The 17,408-nt window shown below is 67.3% G+C and carries 18 protein-coding genes; 4 read left to right on the plus strand and 14 right to left on the minus strand.

What is annotated here, in order from left to right:
* The first annotated feature begins 1 nt into the window (after window position 1).
* Window positions 2–895, plus strand: coding sequence for an NAD(+)/NADH kinase (locus tag ACYQML_RS20595; protein WP_461233885.1), 894 nt, complete (start codon window positions 2–4; stop codon window positions 893–895).
* Window positions 896–1,540: 645 nt separating this feature from the next.
* Here the strand turns inward: ACYQML_RS20595 and ACYQML_RS20600 are convergent.
* The 9 genes from ACYQML_RS20600 to ACYQML_RS20640 all read right to left on the minus strand — a co-directional run bounded on the left by ACYQML_RS20600 (window position 1,541) and on the right by ACYQML_RS20640 (window position 7,105).
* Window positions 1,541–1,762: a hypothetical protein gene (locus tag ACYQML_RS20600; protein ID WP_461233886.1), complete on the minus strand. Its 222-nt coding sequence runs from the start codon at window positions 1,760–1,762 to the stop codon at window positions 1,541–1,543.
* Between the two features lie 127 nt (window positions 1,763–1,889).
* The gene (locus ACYQML_RS20605; protein WP_461233887.1) at window positions 1,890–3,038 is read right to left on the minus strand and encodes a chromosome partitioning protein ParA; all 1,149 of its coding nucleotides are present in this window, start codon (window positions 3,036–3,038) and stop codon (window positions 1,890–1,892) included.
* Between the two features lie 137 nt (window positions 3,039–3,175).
* Complete coding sequence (locus ACYQML_RS20610) at window positions 3,176–3,667, minus strand: YidB family protein (protein ID WP_461233888.1); 492 nt, start codon at window positions 3,665–3,667, stop codon at window positions 3,176–3,178.
* 154 nt (window positions 3,668–3,821) lie between these two features.
* Complete coding sequence (locus ACYQML_RS20615; protein ID WP_419953808.1) at window positions 3,822–4,256, minus strand: BA14K family protein; 435 nt, start codon at window positions 4,254–4,256, stop codon at window positions 3,822–3,824.
* A 178-nt stretch (window positions 4,257–4,434) separates the two neighbouring features.
* The gene (locus ACYQML_RS20620; RefSeq protein ID WP_311273920.1) at window positions 4,435–4,872 is read right to left on the minus strand and encodes a CsbD family protein; all 438 of its coding nucleotides are present in this window, start codon (window positions 4,870–4,872) and stop codon (window positions 4,435–4,437) included.
* An 85-nt stretch (window positions 4,873–4,957) separates the two neighbouring features.
* Entirely contained in the window at window positions 4,958–5,161 is a 204-nt protein-coding gene (locus ACYQML_RS20625) for a CsbD family protein (RefSeq protein WP_461233890.1), read from the minus strand.
* A gap of 77 nt (window positions 5,162–5,238) precedes the next feature.
* A complete protein-coding gene (locus ACYQML_RS20630) occupies window positions 5,239–6,159 on the minus strand; it encodes a PhnA-like protein (RefSeq protein WP_461227747.1) in 921 nt (306 codons plus the stop codon).
* A 222-nt stretch (window positions 6,160–6,381) separates the two neighbouring features.
* Window positions 6,382–6,885, minus strand: coding sequence for a CsbD family protein (locus ACYQML_RS20635; protein WP_461233891.1), 504 nt, complete (start codon window positions 6,883–6,885; stop codon window positions 6,382–6,384).
* 58 nt (window positions 6,886–6,943) lie between these two features.
* Window positions 6,944–7,105 (minus strand): CsbD family protein, encoded by a 162-nt coding sequence (locus tag ACYQML_RS20640; protein WP_461233892.1) that lies wholly within the window; start codon window positions 7,103–7,105, stop codon window positions 6,944–6,946.
* 537 nt (window positions 7,106–7,642) lie between these two features.
* Between ACYQML_RS20640 and ACYQML_RS20645 the strand changes: the two genes are divergently transcribed.
* Window positions 7,643–8,254 (plus strand): sigma-70 family RNA polymerase sigma factor, encoded by a 612-nt coding sequence (locus tag ACYQML_RS20645; RefSeq protein WP_461233893.1) that lies wholly within the window; start codon window positions 7,643–7,645, stop codon window positions 8,252–8,254.
* A gap of 111 nt (window positions 8,255–8,365) precedes the next feature.
* Here ACYQML_RS20645 and ACYQML_RS20650 read toward each other — a convergent pair whose 3' ends face one another.
* The 4 genes from ACYQML_RS20650 to ACYQML_RS20665 form a co-directional block, all read right to left on the minus strand.
* Window positions 8,366–9,598 (minus strand): FAD-dependent monooxygenase, encoded by a 1,233-nt coding sequence (locus tag ACYQML_RS20650; protein ID WP_461233894.1) that lies wholly within the window; start codon window positions 9,596–9,598, stop codon window positions 8,366–8,368.
* A 131-nt stretch (window positions 9,599–9,729) separates the two neighbouring features.
* On the minus strand, window positions 9,730–12,237 hold the full coding sequence (locus tag ACYQML_RS20655) for a PAS domain-containing protein (protein ID WP_461233895.1): 2,508 nt from the start codon (window positions 12,235–12,237) through the stop codon (window positions 9,730–9,732).
* Entirely contained in the window at window positions 12,237–12,428 is a 192-nt protein-coding gene (locus ACYQML_RS20660) for a type II toxin-antitoxin system ParD family antitoxin (RefSeq protein WP_056433188.1), read from the minus strand. The genes ACYQML_RS20655 and ACYQML_RS20660 overlap by 1 nt, the downstream gene beginning before the upstream one ends.
* A gap of 258 nt (window positions 12,429–12,686) precedes the next feature.
* Window positions 12,687–13,565, minus strand: a complete 879-nt coding sequence (locus tag ACYQML_RS20665; protein ID WP_461233896.1) for an SDR family oxidoreductase — start codon at window positions 13,563–13,565, stop codon at window positions 12,687–12,689.
* Window positions 13,566–13,772: 207 nt separating this feature from the next.
* On the opposite strand from ACYQML_RS20665, the gene ACYQML_RS20670 reads away from it, so the two are divergent.
* Window positions 13,773–14,690 (plus strand): LysR family transcriptional regulator, encoded by a 918-nt coding sequence (locus ACYQML_RS20670; RefSeq protein WP_461233897.1) that lies wholly within the window; start codon window positions 13,773–13,775, stop codon window positions 14,688–14,690.
* A gap of 223 nt (window positions 14,691–14,913) precedes the next feature.
* On the opposite strand, the gene ACYQML_RS20675 is transcribed toward ACYQML_RS20670, so the two are convergent.
* Window positions 14,914–15,816, minus strand: a complete 903-nt coding sequence (locus ACYQML_RS20675) for a LysR family transcriptional regulator (RefSeq protein ID WP_461233898.1) — start codon at window positions 15,814–15,816, stop codon at window positions 14,914–14,916.
* A 190-nt stretch (window positions 15,817–16,006) separates the two neighbouring features.
* Here ACYQML_RS20675 and dctA point away from each other — a divergent pair, with 190 nt between their 5' ends.
* Window positions 16,007–17,338, plus strand: a complete 1,332-nt coding sequence (gene dctA, locus ACYQML_RS20680; RefSeq protein ID WP_461233899.1) for a C4-dicarboxylate transporter DctA — start codon at window positions 16,007–16,009, stop codon at window positions 17,336–17,338.
* The last annotated feature ends 70 nt before the right edge of the window (window positions 17,339–17,408 follow it).

A 17,408-nucleotide genomic window follows, 5' to 3' on the forward strand; every position in this document is an offset into this window, starting at 1 on the left:
CATGGCCGCCCTCACCCACCGCGCGGTCTTCGTCATCCGCGAGACGGATTACGAGGCCCTGATCGCCCGGCACGCCACCAGCGGTCAGGCGCGCTTCTTCCTCGAGAGCCGTGGGCAGAAGCTCAAGGACGTGGTGGAGCGCCACGAGCGTTTCCACGCCGTGCTCGCCCGTGCGCGGGCCTCGGTTCCTGACGAGTGGCGCCAAGCCCTGGTCCGGCGGGCCGATCTCGACCGTTTCCTCTTCGCCCCCGACGACGTGATCGTCGCCGTGGGGCAGGATGGGCTCGTGGCGAATGTGGCGAAGTATCTCGGAGCGCAGCCCGTCATCGGCATCAACCCGGCGCCGGACCTCTATGACGGTATCCTCGCCCGCATCGCCGTCGAGCGGTTGGGCGCTCTCCTCCCCGCCAGCGTGAACGGTGCGGCGGCGATCGAGCGTCGCACCATGGTCCGGGCAATCCTCGACCACGGCGCGACGCTGTTTGCCCTCAACGAGATCTTCGTCGGGCATCGCAGCCACCAATCCGCACGCTATCGGATCGAGACGGCGGACGAGGCCGAGGATCATTCCTCCAGCGGGCTCATCGTGGCCTCCGGGACCGGGATCACCGGATGGGCCCGCTCCATCGCCGAGGCGACGCATCTGACCATCCCGCTCGGAACCGAGGAGGCGGCGGTGGGCTATTGGGTGCGCGAGCCCTTCCCCAGCGTCGCCAGCACCACGCGGCTGCGCGCCGGCAAGCTGAAAGACGCCGGGCTCCTCATCACCTCGCGGATGAACGACGGCGGTGTCGTATTTGCGGACGGTATCGAGCAGGATTTCCTGCCGTTCGGATGGGGTTCCCAGGTCAGGCTCTCGCCGGCGGACCACACCCTCAACCTCGCCGTCGGTTAGATAGTCACGGGGTTCCTGTTCCAGTCTCCGCCGTGATTTTATTTCGTCACAAGATCAGTAGCCGTTGCCGCCATGATAGCCGTCATAGCCTATAGCCGGCGCGAAGCCATGTGACGCCGTCGATGGGCCGCCCCAGCTATAGCTTTGTCCCATCGGGTAAACGAGACTTTCGCTCAGAGGATGGGGCGCGACAGGAGAGCCTGACTGTAATGACTTTTGCGGAGGTTGTTCAGGATTGGCGCGCTTCCTGAAGATCGAGAGGACAGATGATACGCGACGCATGCATGCCTCCGACTTAAACTTGGAAGCAAGAAACAAGTTCGCGTCAATACCGTTCCTTCATCCGCCGATTATTCGATTATGGTCGTCGTTCCGTGTTCGCGACAGGAACCTGCGGCGTTTCTACATGCCGCAGGCCATTCCGAAACATTGGTCGTCCCATCGCCCGCTACGAGCTTGCGAGCATGCTCGTCGATTGGACGATGACGACCACCAGCGTGACGAGGGCCGCGACGGCCACGGCATAGGTGATGGCCTTGGTGAACTTGGTCATGGATCCGATCCGTTTCTCTGTGTTTTTCGTGTCGCACGTCCCCGACGCCACTCTCACCGGGCAAGACGGGGCACGGGCTGTCGTCTTACGTGTCAGTCTTCGGCGTCTTCGGAGGAGCGGCCACGCGACCGCTCATAAGCCGCGATGGCGCTCGAGCATCCTTCCGAAAGGTTCGGGCGATTGCGCTTGAAGCAGGCTTTCACTTCAGGGCCGCCGGGCTTCATTCCCGCGCAGAGTCGCAGGTAATCGCCGCCGCAGCTCGCCCGCATGGCCTCCATTTCGGGGCCCTCCTGCGCCGCGGATGGCTGGGTCATGGCTAGCGCTCCGACGAGAGCGAGACCCGTCAGGGCTAAGATACGGATGGTCATGCTGCGATCTTCATAGGGGACAGGGCCGGATGGACGACCCACGCAAGCAGTGCTCGCGTGGGTCGTTGTTGCCTCAACGAGACGGCTGATTGGTAGCGGGTTGGCCGGGCGCCACGGCCGGCGGAGCGGCAAGCTGCTGGCGGGTCTCGGCGAGCTTCGCCTGGGCGGCGCTCAGATCTTGCCGGGCGGAGGCCAGGCGCTCGTCGATGGAGGCAGCCTCCTTGTTGCGGGTGGCCAGGGTCTCGGTGAGCGTGGCCAGCTGTCCCTGCGCATCGGTCTGGCGCTTGCGCAGTGCGTCGAGGGCAGCGGTGCCGGCATCGCGGTCGGCGGAGAGCTTCTGCAAGGCCTGCTCGGCCTGACCACGCTCGGACACGACGCGGTCGCGTTGCGCCTGGACCTCGGCGAGGTCGTTGCGGACCGTCGCCAGGGCCTCGCGCGCCTGCTGGGCGTCGCGGTTGGCGAGACCGATCTCGGCAGTGAGCTTGGCCTTGTTGGCGCTCAATTCGCCGACGGCCTGATCGATCTCCGTGCGCTGCTTGGTGGCTTGCTCGGTCGCTGCCCGCGCGTCGGCCAGATCCTTCTGCGCGGCGGCGGCGGCCTCGCGGGCATTCTGCTGGCGCTCCTCGGCCTTGGCGAGGTCGGCCGTCTTGGCCGTCGCCTCCTGCGTCATGGTCGCGAGATCGGCGCGGAGCTTGGCCTCCTGCACGCGGGCGTCCTCGAGACGGCGACCGACCTCGGCGAGATCCCGGGCGCGGTCCACTGCCGACGTCTCCGCGGTGGTGATGGCCGCGCGCAACGGCGTCAGCTTCCCCTCGGCCTGCGTGACCTGGCTCTGCAGCTCGGTGAGCTTGCGGGCCTCGGCCTCGGCCGTCTTCTTTGCCTCGGCCGCCTTGGCCTCGGCCGTCTGCTGCTCCTGCGTCAGGGCCGCGGCCCGCGACTTCGCCTGCTCGGCGGCCTGGCTCGCCTGCTGGTCCTGCTGCTGGGCGGTGGCGATCTTGGCCTGGAGCGCATTCAGGGTTCCGGCGGTCGAAACCTGCCGCTCGAGATCGGCGCGGAGCGCAGTCTGCTGGCTCTGCAGGTCCTCGATCCGATGGTCCCGGGCACTGCGCTGGCGTGCGCCCGCGATGGAGGCGACGATGAGCCAGACCAGCAGGATCGCGGCCACGACAGCGAGGCTGAAGGGCAAGGGTCGGCGGAGTTCCGAGCGGTAGTCGATGGCCATGAGGGTCTCGCGGTGTCGGGGAAGGCGGTGGATCGAACCCCGGCGCGGCATCGCCCGGTGTCGTATGCGGCCGTCGCAGTCATGCGCCGGCCGCATCGTGGCTTCGTGTCGGGCAGGTCTGGCCTGCAAGTCTGGCCTTAAGCCGGTTTGCGGCCGTCGGCGGCGTAGCGGTCGATGGCCGAGGGCAGCTCGCGCGAGAGGCGGGACAGGAGCGCGGCGCGGCTCAGCCCGGTCTGCTGGGTGAGGTGGTCGAGGGTGTCCGTGCCGATGGCACGTTCCAGATCTGCCTCGGGAATGTCGCGGTTGGCGCCCTGGTTGACCCAGGACGTCGCGGTCTCGCCATGACCGCCCTTGGTGAAGTGATCGACGAGTTCACTCAGGCCGCTGGCGATCAGCCCGCCCACGCCGGCCGTGCCGAAGCCGCCCAGAAGACTTCCGAGGCCGCCCGTGGAGCCGGTGTTCGCGCTGGTGTTGGGAATCGGCGGGACGGTGCCGTGGTTCGGGCTCAGGGACGGAGCCGACGGGGCATCGTGCCCCTTCAGCAGTTCGGCGAGCTTGTCGCGGTTCTGGTAGCCGGCCACGGCCAACAGGCCCAGCAGCGCGGTCATCGAGGGATAGCCCTTGCTCATCTGTCGTCCTTGTCGGTGGGGAGTGGGGGGCGGAAGGCCGCCCGCGGGAATCCGGCCCGGCATGGGAGCCGAGCCGGCGTTGGAAGGAGTGCCGCGGGAGCCGGGGCGGAGCGACGCCGGCATTTTCCGGGCGTGTCCGGGCCCCATCGATGGATCAGGGGCAGGTGTGACGGTCGCCGTCGTTGCCGAGATAGGTTCCGCTGGCCGCGTCGTAAGAGCGGAAACGGCGGGCGCAGGCCGCGACGGCCTCGGCCGGGATCCCACGCGGGGCGGCCTGGGCCTGCGAGTTGGCGATGGCACCGCCGATGATGGCCCCCGCCGCAAGGCCGGCCACGCCTGCGCCCACGGCGGCGCCCACGCCGGGACCACGGCGGTAGCCGTAGCCACGACGATGGCCGTAGCCCCGGCCGTATCCACGCCCGCCACGCCAGCCGTGCCGATGACCGAAGCGACGGTGCTGCACGTACCCGGTCGGCAGGTCACCACGGACCAGCGCCTCGATCGGAGAGACGGTGGCCGGGGAGGCCTGGGCCGGAAGCCCGGTCAGGGTTGCGGCCAAGGTGGCGGCGAGGGCGAAGGTCAGCTTCATCGTGAGGTGGTCTCCTGACGTGCGATTGGGAAATGCCGAAACCGGATCAGTAGCCCCGACGGTTCGGCGGGGCGGCGGACCGGCCGCCGAAGCGGCGGCTGACATAGGCGATGACCTTCGGAAGCAGGAAGGCAGTCAGGAGCTTGCGGATCATGGGATGGTCTCCGAGGACGAGGGATCAACGCTTGGAACGGGACAGCCATCCGACCGCGAAAGCGACGGCGGCGAGGCCGAACAGGGCGGAGGCTCGGTTGTTGTCGGCGTAGCGAACGGCCTGCCGGCCGTAGGTCGTGCCGCGCTTACGGGCGTGACGCGCGAGGTCGCGCCCATCGGCAATGAGGTGTCCGGCCCGATCTCGCGCCTCGTCAACGAGGTGACGTCCGTCCTCGACGAGATTTCCGGCGCGATCCCGGATCTCATGGGCGATGTCTCGGCCATCCTGGGCCAAATCCTCGGCCCGGCCACGGGCCCGGCCGTAGGCGTATTGCGCACCGCCGGCCACCTGATTGACGGCGCCGCGCACCTGACGGGCGGGATCACCGGTGATTCCGCCGAGCGCGGTCTGGGCGCGGCCCGTGAGGTGGCGGGATGCGCCGCGGAACTGGTCGCCGTTCATGAGATACTCCCGAGTTCGAAATGGATGGAGGTGACGGGCCCCAGATCGGGTCGGGGCCCGCCCTTTCGGGTCAGTGCTTGCGGGGTCAGTGCTTGCCGGTGACCGTGTCGACCACCGAGGCGACGCCGTCCTTGGCCTCGCCGACGGTGCGCTGGGCCTCGCCCTTGAGTTCCTGGGCCTTGCCCTCGGCGACCAGCGTGTCGTTGCCCGTGACCTTGCCGGCGGCCTGCTTGACGTTGCCGGCGGCTTCGTTGGCGAGGCCCTTCAGCTTGTCCGTGGTGCTGCTCATGGGGATGCTCCTTCGGTTCGAGAATGAGATCGCAGGGGGAGGTCCGGCCGGTCGCGGGTGACCGGCCGGGGATCGGCTCAGGCGCGGCGGGCGCCGTAGCTGTCGGCGAGGGTGTGGAGCTTCGGGGCGCCGAGGCGGCCGCCGAAGAAGCCGGCGAGCGCGCCGAGGATCAGGGCGAGCGCGCCGTAGAAGGCGCCCTGGGTGGCGGCGGACTTGGTGGCGACGGCGGCAGCCTCGGCCTTCTGCTTGGCGGTGGCGACGGTCTCTTCGTACTGCTTGCGGTAGTCCTGGATCTGCGTCTTGGCCTGGTCGACCGGGATGCCCTGGGCCTTGGCCAGCGCGTCGGCGGCACGGTTCTCGGCCTGGGCCTTCTGGCTCGGATCACCCGTGAACAGGGCGCGGATCGCGGCGACGGCGGCGTCCTTGGCGGCCTGCGGGTCCTGGCCGGCGGCCTGGTTGCGGACGCTCTGCTCGATGCCGTCGAGCGGGTTGGTGATCTTCGACAGCGACGGAGCAGCGGCCTGGGCCGCGGTCTGCACGGTGCCGCCGACCAGCGAGCCGGCTCCGCCCAGCGTGCTGGTCACGCCGGAGAAGGCCCCGCCGATGAGGCCACCGGCCGCCGACGTGAGGAGGTAGAGCACCACGAGGGTGGTTACCGCCCAGGAGACGAGGCCGTGCAGGCCGGCGGCGCCCGTGACGGGCTTGCCCGATAGACGCCCGGCGATGAAGCCGCCCGCCAGGGCGGCCACGATGCCCGAGACGATGAACCAGATGCCGGCGCTGAGAGACAGGGTCGAGGCGGCCGGGTTGTCGGCGGCCACCGGTCCGACGCTGGACAGGCCGATGCCGACGCCGACCATGTTGAGGATGACCTGGGTCACCAGGGCGGTGACAGCGCCGGCGAAGATCGCGCCCCACGACACCTGGTTCAGCAGGACGGTGCGGGTGTCGGCGGCAGCCGGGGTGGATGAGGTCGCAAGAAGGGGGGAAGTGGACACGATACTGGTACTCCGGGTCGTCGGTCGTCCGAGAAGCTCGGTCGTTCGGGGGTGGGTGAACTCATGGGCTCGACCGCGCGGTCACGGCGCGGTCGAGCCGATCGATCGCGGCGCTAGAGCTGCACCCGACCACGTTGGGTCGGGGCACATCTCCAGGCCTTTGTTTTGCCGCGCTCTATTTCGCCGAACCGGCATCCACTTCGGCGGAGAGCGCTCTAAGCGTCAGTCGCGGCCGTGGATGAGGAGGCCGATTCCGTAGCCGAGGAGGCCGGCGACCAGCAGGGCGGCGACATGGTGCTCGGCGATCTGGTTGCTGGCTTCGCGGCTGCCCTGGCGCAGATAATTGCCGCCGTTTTCGTAGGCGTCCTCGGCCCGGTCATAGGCCTCGCGGCCAGCGCTGCGGACGGAGCGCTCGGCGCGGTCGTAGGTGTCGGCAGCGGCGCCCTGGGCGCGGCGCGCGCGGTCCTCGACGTCGTCGGACCCGATCAGGTTTCCGACCGTGTCGCGAACCTTGCCGCCGATGTCGCGGGCGGTATCGACCACTTGGTCGGCCGCGTCGCGCACGGTGTCCTTGGCCTGGCCATACAGGTTCTCGGCAGCACCCTGTGCCTCACGGGCACGGCCCTCCACCGAATCCCGCTTCGAACCAGTGAGGTCGCCCACCGTGCCCTGCACTTTGCCGCCGAGTTCCTTGGCGGCGCCCGTGATGCGATCCGCATCGACCATGATGTCTCTCCTGTTCTTGTCGTGAAGGATGTTCGTGAAGCGTGACGGTCCGCCGAAGCTACGACTTTGGGGTGGTCTTCGGTTTCACGTCGGGTTTCAGTAATTTCTGCTGAGATCTGCCATCGGCTTCGACTTCTGGGTCTCCGACCAGTTTTCCGATGGCCTCTTTCACCGAGGCCTTGAGCTTGTCGGAAGCATCGGTCGTCTCTTGCGCGCTCACGGGATGCTCCAATGCCTCAGCGACTGACACACCCCTCAAGTGGCCCGTGCTCACTGCCGAGCAATGATGCAAATCTACTAGTAGAGTGATTTTTATTCGTCAGTTCAGAGCAAGGGGAAACTGACGCTACGGCTCTGGACAACGTCTGCGGAATGCTCGTGCTCGTTGAGCTTCCGGCGGGCGGCCTCCGTGTGGCCGCCCGTCATGACGATCGAGAAAAGAGAGTTCTTGCGCCCGCCGACCCGCCGAAGCTCATGCCTGCCGCCGCCAACCACCTTCGACCGCCTTCCGTGCCGCCTGTATCAAGCCCGCCTCTAACAGGTGGGGGTGGCCGGCGGTTCCGATGTGTGAAAGCGAAAGTCTGGTATATCTGGATCATTGACGTGAACGTGAGCGATCATCCAGAAGCGCGTACGTATTCTCAACCGTAGAAGCACGGCGACCTCCGGCCGCTATCCGGTACAAGGACGTATCTGCGGAATGTACGTCACCACAGAAGCTAAAGAATCTTCATATTCAGATGGCTCGAATCCCCCTGTGCAGGATGAGCTTGGACGAAGACTTGAAGAGCTCATTCCCAGAGCGGGCACGGTCGAGGCCGATACGCGGCTCGGTAGGGTTCTGCTCCGGCTCAGAGCCGCCCTGCTCGACGCGGAGGCGGAGCGGCAGGTCTCGAAGGCGTTCAGCGACGGGTTGATCGCCCTCGTGCCGCGCCTGCGCCGCTTCGCTCTCCTGCGCACCGGCAACATCGTGGAGGCCGACGACATGGTCCGGGCCACGCTGACGCGGGCCTGGGAACAGCGCTCCCGGTTCGCTGAGGGCACCAGCCTCGTGGCGTGGCTGTTCACGATCCTGCGCAATATCCATCGAAACAAGGACAAGCGCGTAAGGCGCCGGATCTTGGATTTCGACGGTGCCGTCGCGGCCGAACACTCGGCGGCTGGCAACCAGCAGCAAGGGGCCGCCCATCTCGCATTGCAGACCGCCCTGGATGCCGTTCCCATGGAGGAGCGAGAGACGTTGTTGCTGGTGACGGTGGATGGACTCACGCATGAGGAGGCGGCCGCCGTGCTCGGGTGCCCCGTCGGCACCGTGAGGGGCCGGGTGAGCCAGGCGCGTTACCGCCTCACCCTTTCCCTGGGCCAATGACGCCGATGTCCGCACGCCTGCGCTAAGGGTGAGGAGTCGCCCGGCCGTTCGGTCCGGCGTCCGTCGCTCCGCTGACTCTGTCGGGTCCCGGCGCTTTCGTCGCGCAAGCGATCAGGCTGTCCGAAGCGTGGAGGATGGCCCCTCGTCAGCCGTGGGCGGAGGGTCGTAACGCGACATGTCGGGTGCCTTCGGCGCATTCGAGAACAGTTTTCCCGCGATACGCCGTGTGATGGGCATGCTGGCGAACCGTAACGCACCGTGGAGGAGACGGATGCCGAGGCGACTTTTCGGGTTCGCCAATTTCGGGGCGATCTTCGGGACGCCCTGGCCCTGTTCGACCATCGGTCGCATCGCCCTCTCGTAGGCATCGAAACCCGAGCGAATATCGGCGGTCCGCGAGATCTCGTGGGCCAGCACGAAGGCGCCGGTGATGGCGAGGGTGGTGCCGATGCCCGCGAGCGGCGTGGCGCACCAGGCCGCATCACCTACCAGCCCGACGCGGCCCTTCGACCAGTGCAGCATCCGGACCTGGCGAAGGACGTCGAAGTAGAAATCCTCCGTCGTGTCCAGGCCGGCGAGGACACGTCCGGTCTGCCAGCCGGCATCGGCGAAGCGCTCCCGCAGGAACGCCTTCTGCTGGTCGCTGTCCCAGCCTTGCTCGTTCCCCGGCGGCTGCCGGAGGGACAGCATCGCCCGTGTGGTGCCGTTGCGATCAGGTCGAAGCGAGACGCTCCGGCCACCGGTCGCATTGTACCAGCGCCAGAGCCGGTCGTCGTCGGCGACGCGCGGGATGGTGAAATAGGCGATGACGAGATCCATCCAGCGTGGATCGTTCTCGCCGGGGAAGACGAGCTCGCGCGTCGCCGAACCGACACCCTCGGCGATGACGACGGCGTCGTAGCGCTCGGTGCGACCGTTCGCGAAGGTGACGGTCGCCGCCTCCCCGTCCTGGTCGATCCTGTCGATGCTGTCACCGAAGCGAAACCGTGCCGTGTCGCGCCCGGCCTCGTAGAGGAGGCGGGCGAGGTCCCCGCGCAGGATCTCCATCTCGGCCGTCGGTCCGTCGCCGCCGTCCCTGTCCACGAGGAATTGAGCGGCGATCCGGCCCTCGCCATCGACCCAAGCGGTTCCGGTTTCGCCCGTTCCGCGTTCGAGGGCGATCTGTTCCAGCCCCATCCGGCGCAGCACGTCACGGCCGACGCCGCGCACGTCGATGTTCTGGCCGCCGTCCCGGAAGGTGGGTGCCCGTTCGACCACGGTGACCTCGTTTCCGAGATGGGCAAGCCACCATGCGAGGGTACAGCCGGCCACGCTGGCTCCGGTGACGAGGATGCGATGAGCCATGAAATGTCCGGGAGCGTGGTGACGATGCGGGGCTGGATCTAGGTTCCGAGCACGGAATCACCAGCGGACGATCGATGTCAGGGGGGAGGCTTCTTAAGTTTGCCGGGTGGAATTCGCGAATGCCGCTTCGATCAGCCGACGAGCGCGTTCATCCGCTTCGTCGTCAATTGCCTTAGAATGCGCCCGAGCTGTTCGGCCGAGTACGGCTTGTGCAGAAGCTCGAAACCCTCCGTTCCATCCTGCGCCAGGACGTGGCTGTAGCCTGAAGCGAGCAGTATCGGCAGGCTCGGCAGTTGCGCGCGCAATCGCTTGGCCAGGGCGATGCCACCCATGCCCGGCATCACGACGTCCGAGAACACGGCGTCGAATCCGTTGCCCTCGCTCCCCAACAGCTCCAGCGCTTCCTCGGCATTGACGGCCCAGGTGGTGCGGTAGCCGAGGTCTTCGAGGATCTGCGTGGCGAAGCGGCCCACCTCGATATTGTCCTTGACCACCAGGACGCGCTGGCCCGCACCCATCGGGGAGCCCGGGGCCGGCTGCGGTATCTCGCGGTCCGCGCCGTTCTGCTCGATCACGATCTCGGGCAGGTAGAGCGTGAACGTCGTGCCGTGCCCGAGCCCGGTCGACACGTCGACATCGCCGCCCGACTGCTTGGCGAAACCGAACACCTGGCTGAGGCCGAGGCCGGTTCCTTTCCCCACCTCCTTGGTGGTGAAGAACGGCTCGAAGATGCGGCCCAACTGCTCAGGCGCGATTCCGGTACCCGTATCGGTGAGGGAGATCGCCGCGAAGGCTCCAAGGGCGACCGCATGCCCCCGGATCGGCGGCAGCTTTCCCCGGCGCACCAGAGTCAGGGTCAGGGTCCCCTCCCCGTCCATCGCATCGCGGGCATTCACCGCCATGTTGACGAGGGCTGTCTCGAACTGGCTCAGGTCCGCCTTCACGAAGCAGGGCTCGTCGGGCGTTTCCACCGTCAGGCGGATGCGGGCCCCCGTCACGGTGTCGATCATCTCGGAGACGGCCCGCAGGCGCTCGCCGACCTCGAACACTTCGGGCTTGAGGGCTTGGCGGCGGGCGAAGGCGAGGAGCTGCCCGGTCAGCTTCGCGGCGCGGTCGACCGTATCGGACACGGCATCGAGGTAGCGCCGCTTGCGCTCCTCGGGCAGCTCCGGCCGGCGCAGGAAATCGACGGATGAGCGGATGATGGTGAGAAGGTTGTTGAAATCGTGCGCCACGCCCCCGGTCAGCTGCCCGACGGCCTCCATCTTCTGCGATTGGCGCAACGCTTCCTGCGTGTCGGCGAGTGCGGTCTCGGCGCGTAGCCGCTCCGAGATATCCTTGGCGTAGTGGAACGCCCCGACGATGTGTCCCACCTCGTCGCGCAAGGGCGAGTAGGACACCTCCCAATAGGGCTTCGCCAGGTCGGGGTCGCCGAATTCCTCGGTGACGGTGAATGTCTCGCCCCGGAGCGCGCGCTCCATCAACCCGCGCATGACCGGGGCCTGGTCAGGCGGGAACAGGTCGGGGAACACCTCGCCGACCTGCACGCGGTGGGCGAAGATGCGGAAGAACTCGTCGCTATGGGCCTGATTGAAGGCGATGAGCCGGTACGCGGTGTCGAAGGCGCAGATGGGCGCGGCGCTGGATTGGAGGATGTCGCGCGACAGACGAAGCTCTGCCGTCCGCTCCGCGACCTGCCGCTCCAGGTCGTCGTTCAGGGCTTGCAGGGCCTCCGCCCCGGCTTGCCGCGCGGTCTCGGCCCGGTAGCGCTCGGTGATGTCGCGGGAGATGCCGACGAGCTTGAGGGCACCGCCCTCGTCAGGCTGGAAGGGCGCGAAGCTCACCTCCCACCAGCGGAGGTCGCCATCGGCCGTCTGGGCCTGCCCCTCGATGCGTGAGACCTCTCCGGCGGCCGCCCGCCGGACGGCATCGCGCAGCTTGGCGCGCTCGCCTTCCGGCCAGAGCCCGGCATATTCCTGCCCCACCACGTCCTGAAGCGATCCGATCTGGTTCAGTTCGAGCCCCCGCGCGCTCATGAACTCCAGCGTACCGTCGGCGGAGAGCACCTTCACGCAATCCGGGCTCGCCCTAAGGATGCCTCTGACGAAGGCGTCGCTGCGCCGGAGCGCCTCCCGGTCGGCGAGGCGCCTATGCGCGTCGAGATGGAAGCCGATGAGGTCGGCGAACATCCTGAACATGCCGACTGTCTCCGGCGTGTTCAGTCGGGCCGGACGAGGGTCGATGGCGCAGAGCGTGCCGAAGAAGCTGCCGTCCGGCAGGGTGATGGGCATCGAGATGTAGCTCTGGAAGCCGTACATCTCCGGGGTCGGATGCGCCTGGTACGCCGGGTCCTCGGACACGTGGTCGATGACCACGCCCGTCCCGGACGAGCGGATCGCGTCGCAGATCGTGGTGGCGACCGGCAACTCGCCGCCCGGCGCCAGACCGAAGGCGATGTCGTCCTTGACACTGCAGGCGACCCAGCGGTCGTCCGTCACCCTGGCGATGGCGGCGAAGCCCATGCCCGTCGTCCGACAGACCACGTTCAGGATCGTCGGAACCGCGGCGATGCCCTCGACCGCAATGATATCCGCCTGGAAGTCGTGCGGGGCGGACGGAGCGGCAATCGAGGCGGTCATCATCTGTCCGCCGCTTTGGCGGAGCTATGGCCGCGGGAGCGAGGCACCGCGTGGTCACGCTCGATCAAAAGGCGAAGACCGGCGCGGACGACTTCGCTGGCATTTGCGTAATGCCCACTCGCGACCTGACCCTTGATGTAGCTCTCCAGCTCATGGGTCAGGGCGATGTTGCGGGTCGGCGTGCTCGACATGACCGAACGGTGTCACAGGGCCATGAAGCTGTCAAAAGTTAGCAACTGTACCGGTCGAGGGGGCAGCGGCAGCGGTTCAATCAGCTCTGATCCCGCAGGCATCCGGGAGCGTGCCGAACCGGCCGTTCGGCCACATCCGGTGCATCCCGATCCGTTCAGCGCAGGGGCTGGAAGTCCTCCACGAGGCAACGTCCCCTCCATCGAGCGAGACCGAACCCGTCGAAAAGCGGCGGGTGGCATGTCCCGCCGCCTCATGTTTCAGATGACGTGTGCCATGCCCATGGCCCGAAGCATGTCGTTCTGGATCGGAGCCACTGCCTCATTGATGCGCGCGACGCCGAAATCCACGCCCTCGGGCATGACCACCGTGCGCAGGGGACGCCGCTCTGTTGCCTCGACCAGCCCGGCGATCGCATCGGCGACGAGTTGCGGGCGCGGAGGATGGGCGGGGTCGTACGACTTGTCGGCGTTGTCCTTGATCTGGCCCGGGATCGACGCCACTGCGCCATAGGCGGTCAGTACGCCCGTATCGGACGGCTCGGGGCTGGACGAGATCAGGTTGCTGGGGAACGGGCCCGGCTCCACGATGACCGAATCGATCCCGAAGCCGCTTAACTCGTAACGATAGGTCTCCGCCAGGGCTTCGAGCGCGAACTTGGTCGCCGCATAGACACCGAAGAACGGGATGACGAAGCGTCCCATCAGCGACGTGACCTGCACGATCAGTCCGCTGCCGGCGGCGCGCATATGCGGCAGGACGGCACGGTCGGCGCGGACCGCTCCAAAGACATTGACCGCGAACAGCCGTTCGACATCGGCGATCGTGTAGGCTTCCGTCACCCCGATGGGCATCAGGCCGGCATTGTTGACCAGAACGTCGATCCTGCCGTGCTGCGCGATGACCCGAGCGATGGCGGCCTCGACCGAGTCGTCGCTGACCACATCCATTTCGAGGACCTGCAGGGGATTCCCCTCCGCCTTCGCGGCCTCGATCAGCTCGTTCCGGACCGCGCTGTTCCGGCCCTCGACATCCCGCATGGTCGCGATGACGGTGTGACCGCGCCTGGCCAGTTCCAGGGCCGTGAGTTTTCCAAAGCCACTGCTCGCGCCGGTGACCACAACGACTTTCGCGCTCATCCTCAGTTCTTCCTTTTCCATCTGGGGCGCGCCTACGGGACTCGACCTCTGCCGCCCTTTGGGCGGGGCCGCTCCTGTCGAGGCCTCGCCGTCCGTCCGCCCTTCCTCTAGCGTAGATTTTTCTGCGGTTTCAGATCTGAGTATTCGCTTCTTTGTTGCCTGTGGCGCTACAATCGACGGATCAGGATCGGCAGGACTGGGCGACCGATGCGGGACAAGTTCGACGGCGTACAGATCTTCGTGGAGGCGGTAGAGGCTGGCGGGTTCGCGCGGGCGGCCGACCGGCTGTCCCTGTCCCGGTCCGCCGTCGGCAAGGCCGTGGCCCGGCTCGAGGAGCGGCTCGGCGTGCGCCTGTTCCAGCGGACCACGCGCACCCAGAGCCTGACGGAAGCCGGGCAGCAATTCTACGAACATTGCCTGCGCGCCGTCGCGGAATTGCGGACCGGCGAGGCGCTCCTCGAATCAGGCCGCCAGGAGGTGGCGGGGCGATTGCGGATCTCGATGCCGGTTCTCCTCGGCCGGCGCTGCGCGGCGCCGATCCTGCTCGACTACGCCAAGGCGCATCCGAAGCTGGAACTCGACCTGAATTTCAGCGACCGGGTCATCGATCTGATCGCCGACGGCTTCGACCTCGGGCTGCGCTTCGGCGCGCTCGGCAACAACAGCTCCCTGCGTGCCCGGCGGCTGGTGACGGAACGTATGGTGCTCTGCGCCTCCCCGTCCTACCTCGACGCGCGCGGACGCCCGGAGGAGCTCGCGGATCTCGCCGGGCACGACGCACTCGCGTATGCGCGCGGCGACCGCGGCTATGCCTGGCGCCTGCCGGATGCCAACGGCGTCCTCGTCCCGGTTTCCCCACATTCCAGGCTGCGGTTCGACGACGTCGAAGTCATTCTGAGCGCCGCCAAGGCGGGGCTCGGCCTCTGCTGGCTCCAGCATTGGCTGATCCGCGACAGCCTGCAAAAGGGTGAACTCGTCCAGCTCTGGGCGGAGCGGCCCTACGCGACCATGGATTGCTACGCCGTCTGGCCCGCGGCACTGTATCTGCCGTTGCGGTCACGCCTCGCCATCGATGCACTCGCCAGCCGGATGCCGAGTGACGGTGTCGTCAAGCACCCTGGGTAGGATCGCGGAGCCCCCTGGGAGATGAGCGGGAGTCGGCCGTTCAGGGGGCGGCCCGATTCGGTTCATAGGCTATCGACCTGTCTTGCCGATTCATCACCGAGGAGCGGGCAGATCCCAACCTTGCCATAGACGGCGATTGACTGACTTCCCGAAAGCAGATGTCCACCGGCCCAAGACTGGCCGTGCTCCACGGGGATGCGGCTGTGATCGACGCACCCACGAGCTATGAGGTTTGCGCTCCGGTGAGATAGTCCCAAAGCTCGTCGGCGGCGTGATTGCGGCACTCGAGCGAGCGGAACAGTCTGATCTCAATGGGCACGTCGAACTGTTCGTGCCCCGCGCGGACGAGGCGACCGCGCGTCTGATCGTCGGCCGCGACCGTTTGTGGGAGCCAGGCGACGCCGTGCCCCTCGCGCGCCATGGTCGTCAGCGTCGCGGCGAGATGCGAGGTGAAGCGCGTGTCGAGGTGGAACGAATCCCCGTTGCGGCAGCTCGCGAGGATGCGGCCGAGGCCCGAGGCCTGGCTGTAGGCCAGGTAGGGAACCGGCTCGGCGGACGATCCCGGCAGCGACCACACACCCGCGCCGTCTCCCGAGGGCGCGCAAAGCGGGATGAGACGATCGTCGCCGACCCGCACGCTCTCGAACCGGTCGGGCTCGAACCGCGTTGGGGCGTTCCCGTGGAAGTGGCAGAGCAGGAAGTGCACCTCGCCCGACAGCATGATCTGCTCGCAGGCTTCCATGCTGTCCGAAATGAGATTGAGCGTGCCCAGCGTCCGGGATCGCATGACCCGGCGGACCCAACTCGGAAAGAACGTGAACGATAGGGCGTGGGTCGCGGCGATGGAGAGCGTCGCCGTATCCTGAGCGCCCACCGCCCGCGTCTCGCGGCGGGCCCGCTCCAGGCTGTGCAGCAGAGCCTGGGCTGCCGGGAGGAAGGTGACGCCGGCCGGGGTCAGCGCCGCCCCTTGCGCGCCCCGTGCGAAGAGCGGCGTCCCGACCCAATCCTCGAGAGCCCGGATGCGCCGGCTGAAGGCCGGCTGCGTCACGCTCCGGGCCTCCGCCGCCCGCGAGAACGTCTTCTGCTCCGCCAGTGCGAGGAAGTCCTTCAGCCAGTCCAGATCCATCGATCAGCCCAGATCCATCGGTCGGACCATGTCCATCCGTCCGTCCAGCCCGATGCCGTTCGCGCATAGCCCGAACCGAACATGGCATTGGCCGGACGAGGGTGTCCAGGCGTACCCACAGCATCAAGCCCCACAAGAGGGATCACTAATCAAGCTGCCCGCTAAGTGGCAGATCAGGAGGAAACAGATCATGAAGTCATGGCTAAGCCGACTCTATGTTCAAGTCTTCATAGCAATCGTCCTCGGCGGGTTCGTCGGGTATTTCCTGCCGGACGTCGCCGTCACGCTGCAGCCCCTGGCGGACGGCTTCATCAAGCTGATCAAGATGCTGCTCGCGCCGGTCATCTTCGGTACCATCGTGGTCGGCATCGCCAAGATGGGTAACATGAAGGAGGTCGGCCGCATCGGTGTGCGCGCGCTGATCTACTTCGAGGTCGTCTCGACGCTGGCCCTCGTCATCGGCCTCGTGGTGGTCAACGTGATGCAGCCGGGCGTCGGCATGAACATCGACGCCACGCATATCGACGGCAGCGCCATCGCCTCCTACGCCAAGCGGGCGGAAGCGCAGCCCGGCATCGTCGGCTTCCTCATGGACATCATCCCCTCGACGATGGTGGATGCCTTCGCCAAGGGCGCCATGCTGCAGATCATCCTGATCTCGCTGCTCTTCGGCCTCGCCCTAGTTCAGGCGGGCGAACGCGGCAAGCCGGTGGTCGTCGTCATCGACAGCCTGCTGGACGCGCTGTTCCGCATCGTCGCCATGGTGATGCGCCTGGCCCCCATCGGTGCGGGTGCCGGCGTCGCCTTCACCATCGGCAAGTACGGCTTCGGTACCGTCTGGTCCCTCGCCTACCTGATGCTCGGTGTCTACGCCACGTCGATCCTGTTCGTCGTGCTGGTGCTCGGCTCCGTCTGCGCCTGGACCGGGTTCTCGCTCTTCAAGGTCCTCGGCTTCTTCAAGGACGAGATCCTCATCACCTTCGGGACCTGCTCCACCGAGGCCGTGATGCCCCGGATGATGGCCAAGCTGGAGCGGGTGGGCTGCGAGAAGTCGGTGGTCGGCCTCGTTCTGCCGACGGGCTACACCTTCAACGCCGACGGCACCTGCATCTACCTGACCATGGCGGCGATCTTCGTCGCCCAGGCCACCAACACGCCGCTGGGCATCGGCGACCAGCTCGTCGTCCTGGGCGTGCTGCTCCTGACCTCGAAAGGGTCGGCGGGTGTCGCCGGGGCCGGGTTCGTCACCCTCGCCGCCACCCTGTCGAGCATCCACACCGTCCCGGTCGCCGGCCTCGTCCTTCTGCTGGGCGTCGATCGCTTCATGAACGAGGCGCGGGCGGTCACGAACCTCATCGGCAACGCGGTCGCCACCATCGCGGTCGCCAAGTGGGAAAGCGCCTTCGACCTCGCCAAGGCGGAGGAGGCCTACCGCAACCGGGCCGCCGTCTCATCCGAGGACGTCGTTCCCGACACGGAAGCCGGGCATGCCCTGCCCCGCCCCGTGGCGGCCGCCCACTAGACCTTCCGGCTGCTTTCGTCCGCTTCCATCCCTTCCCCCCGCGCGAATCCCTTCGCATCTCAAGGAGAGC

This window comes from Methylobacterium sp. CM6244 (assembly GCF_054817885.1).

Bases quoted from the DNA above. Each gene is read 5' to 3' on its own strand.
- ACYQML_RS20595 (WP_461233885.1), top strand. From the start codon at position 2: ATGGCCGCCCTCACCCACCGCGCGGTCTTCGTCATCCGCGAGACGGAT.
- ACYQML_RS20600 (WP_461233886.1), bottom strand. From the start codon at position 1,762: ATGACCCAGCCATCCGCGGCGCAGGAGGGCCCCGAAATGGAGGCCATG.
- ACYQML_RS20605 (WP_461233887.1), bottom strand. From the start codon at position 3,038: ATGGCCATCGACTACCGCTCGGAACTCCGCCGACCCTTGCCCTTCAGC.
- ACYQML_RS20610 (WP_461233888.1), bottom strand. From the start codon at position 3,667: ATGAGCAAGGGCTATCCCTCGATGACCGCGCTGCTGGGCCTGTTGGCC.
- ACYQML_RS20615 (WP_419953808.1), bottom strand. From the start codon at position 4,256: ATGAAGCTGACCTTCGCCCTCGCCGCCACCTTGGCCGCAACCCTGACC.
- ACYQML_RS20620 (WP_311273920.1), bottom strand. From the start codon at position 4,872: ATGAACGGCGACCAGTTCCGCGGCGCATCCCGCCACCTCACGGGCCGC.
- ACYQML_RS20625 (WP_461233890.1), bottom strand. From the start codon at position 5,161: ATGAGCAGCACCACGGACAAGCTGAAGGGCCTCGCCAACGAAGCCGCC.
- ACYQML_RS20635 (WP_461233891.1), bottom strand. From the start codon at position 6,885: ATGGTCGATGCGGATCGCATCACGGGCGCCGCCAAGGAACTCGGCGGC.
- ACYQML_RS20650 (WP_461233894.1), bottom strand. From the start codon at position 9,598: ATGGCTCATCGCATCCTCGTCACCGGAGCCAGCGTGGCCGGCTGTACC.
- ACYQML_RS20655 (WP_461233895.1), bottom strand. From the start codon at position 12,237: ATGACCGCCTCGATTGCCGCTCCGTCCGCCCCGCACGACTTCCAGGCG.
- ACYQML_RS20660 (WP_056433188.1), bottom strand. From the start codon at position 12,428: ATGTCGAGCACGCCGACCCGCAACATCGCCCTGACCCATGAGCTGGAG.
- ACYQML_RS20665 (WP_461233896.1), bottom strand. From the start codon at position 13,565: ATGAGCGCGAAAGTCGTTGTGGTCACCGGCGCGAGCAGTGGCTTTGGA.
- ACYQML_RS20670 (WP_461233897.1), top strand. From the start codon at position 13,773: ATGCGGGACAAGTTCGACGGCGTACAGATCTTCGTGGAGGCGGTAGAG.
- ACYQML_RS20675 (WP_461233898.1), bottom strand. From the start codon at position 15,816: ATGGATCTGGACTGGCTGAAGGACTTCCTCGCACTGGCGGAGCAGAAG.
- dctA (WP_461233899.1), top strand. From the start codon at position 16,007: ATGAAGTCATGGCTAAGCCGACTCTATGTTCAAGTCTTCATAGCAATC.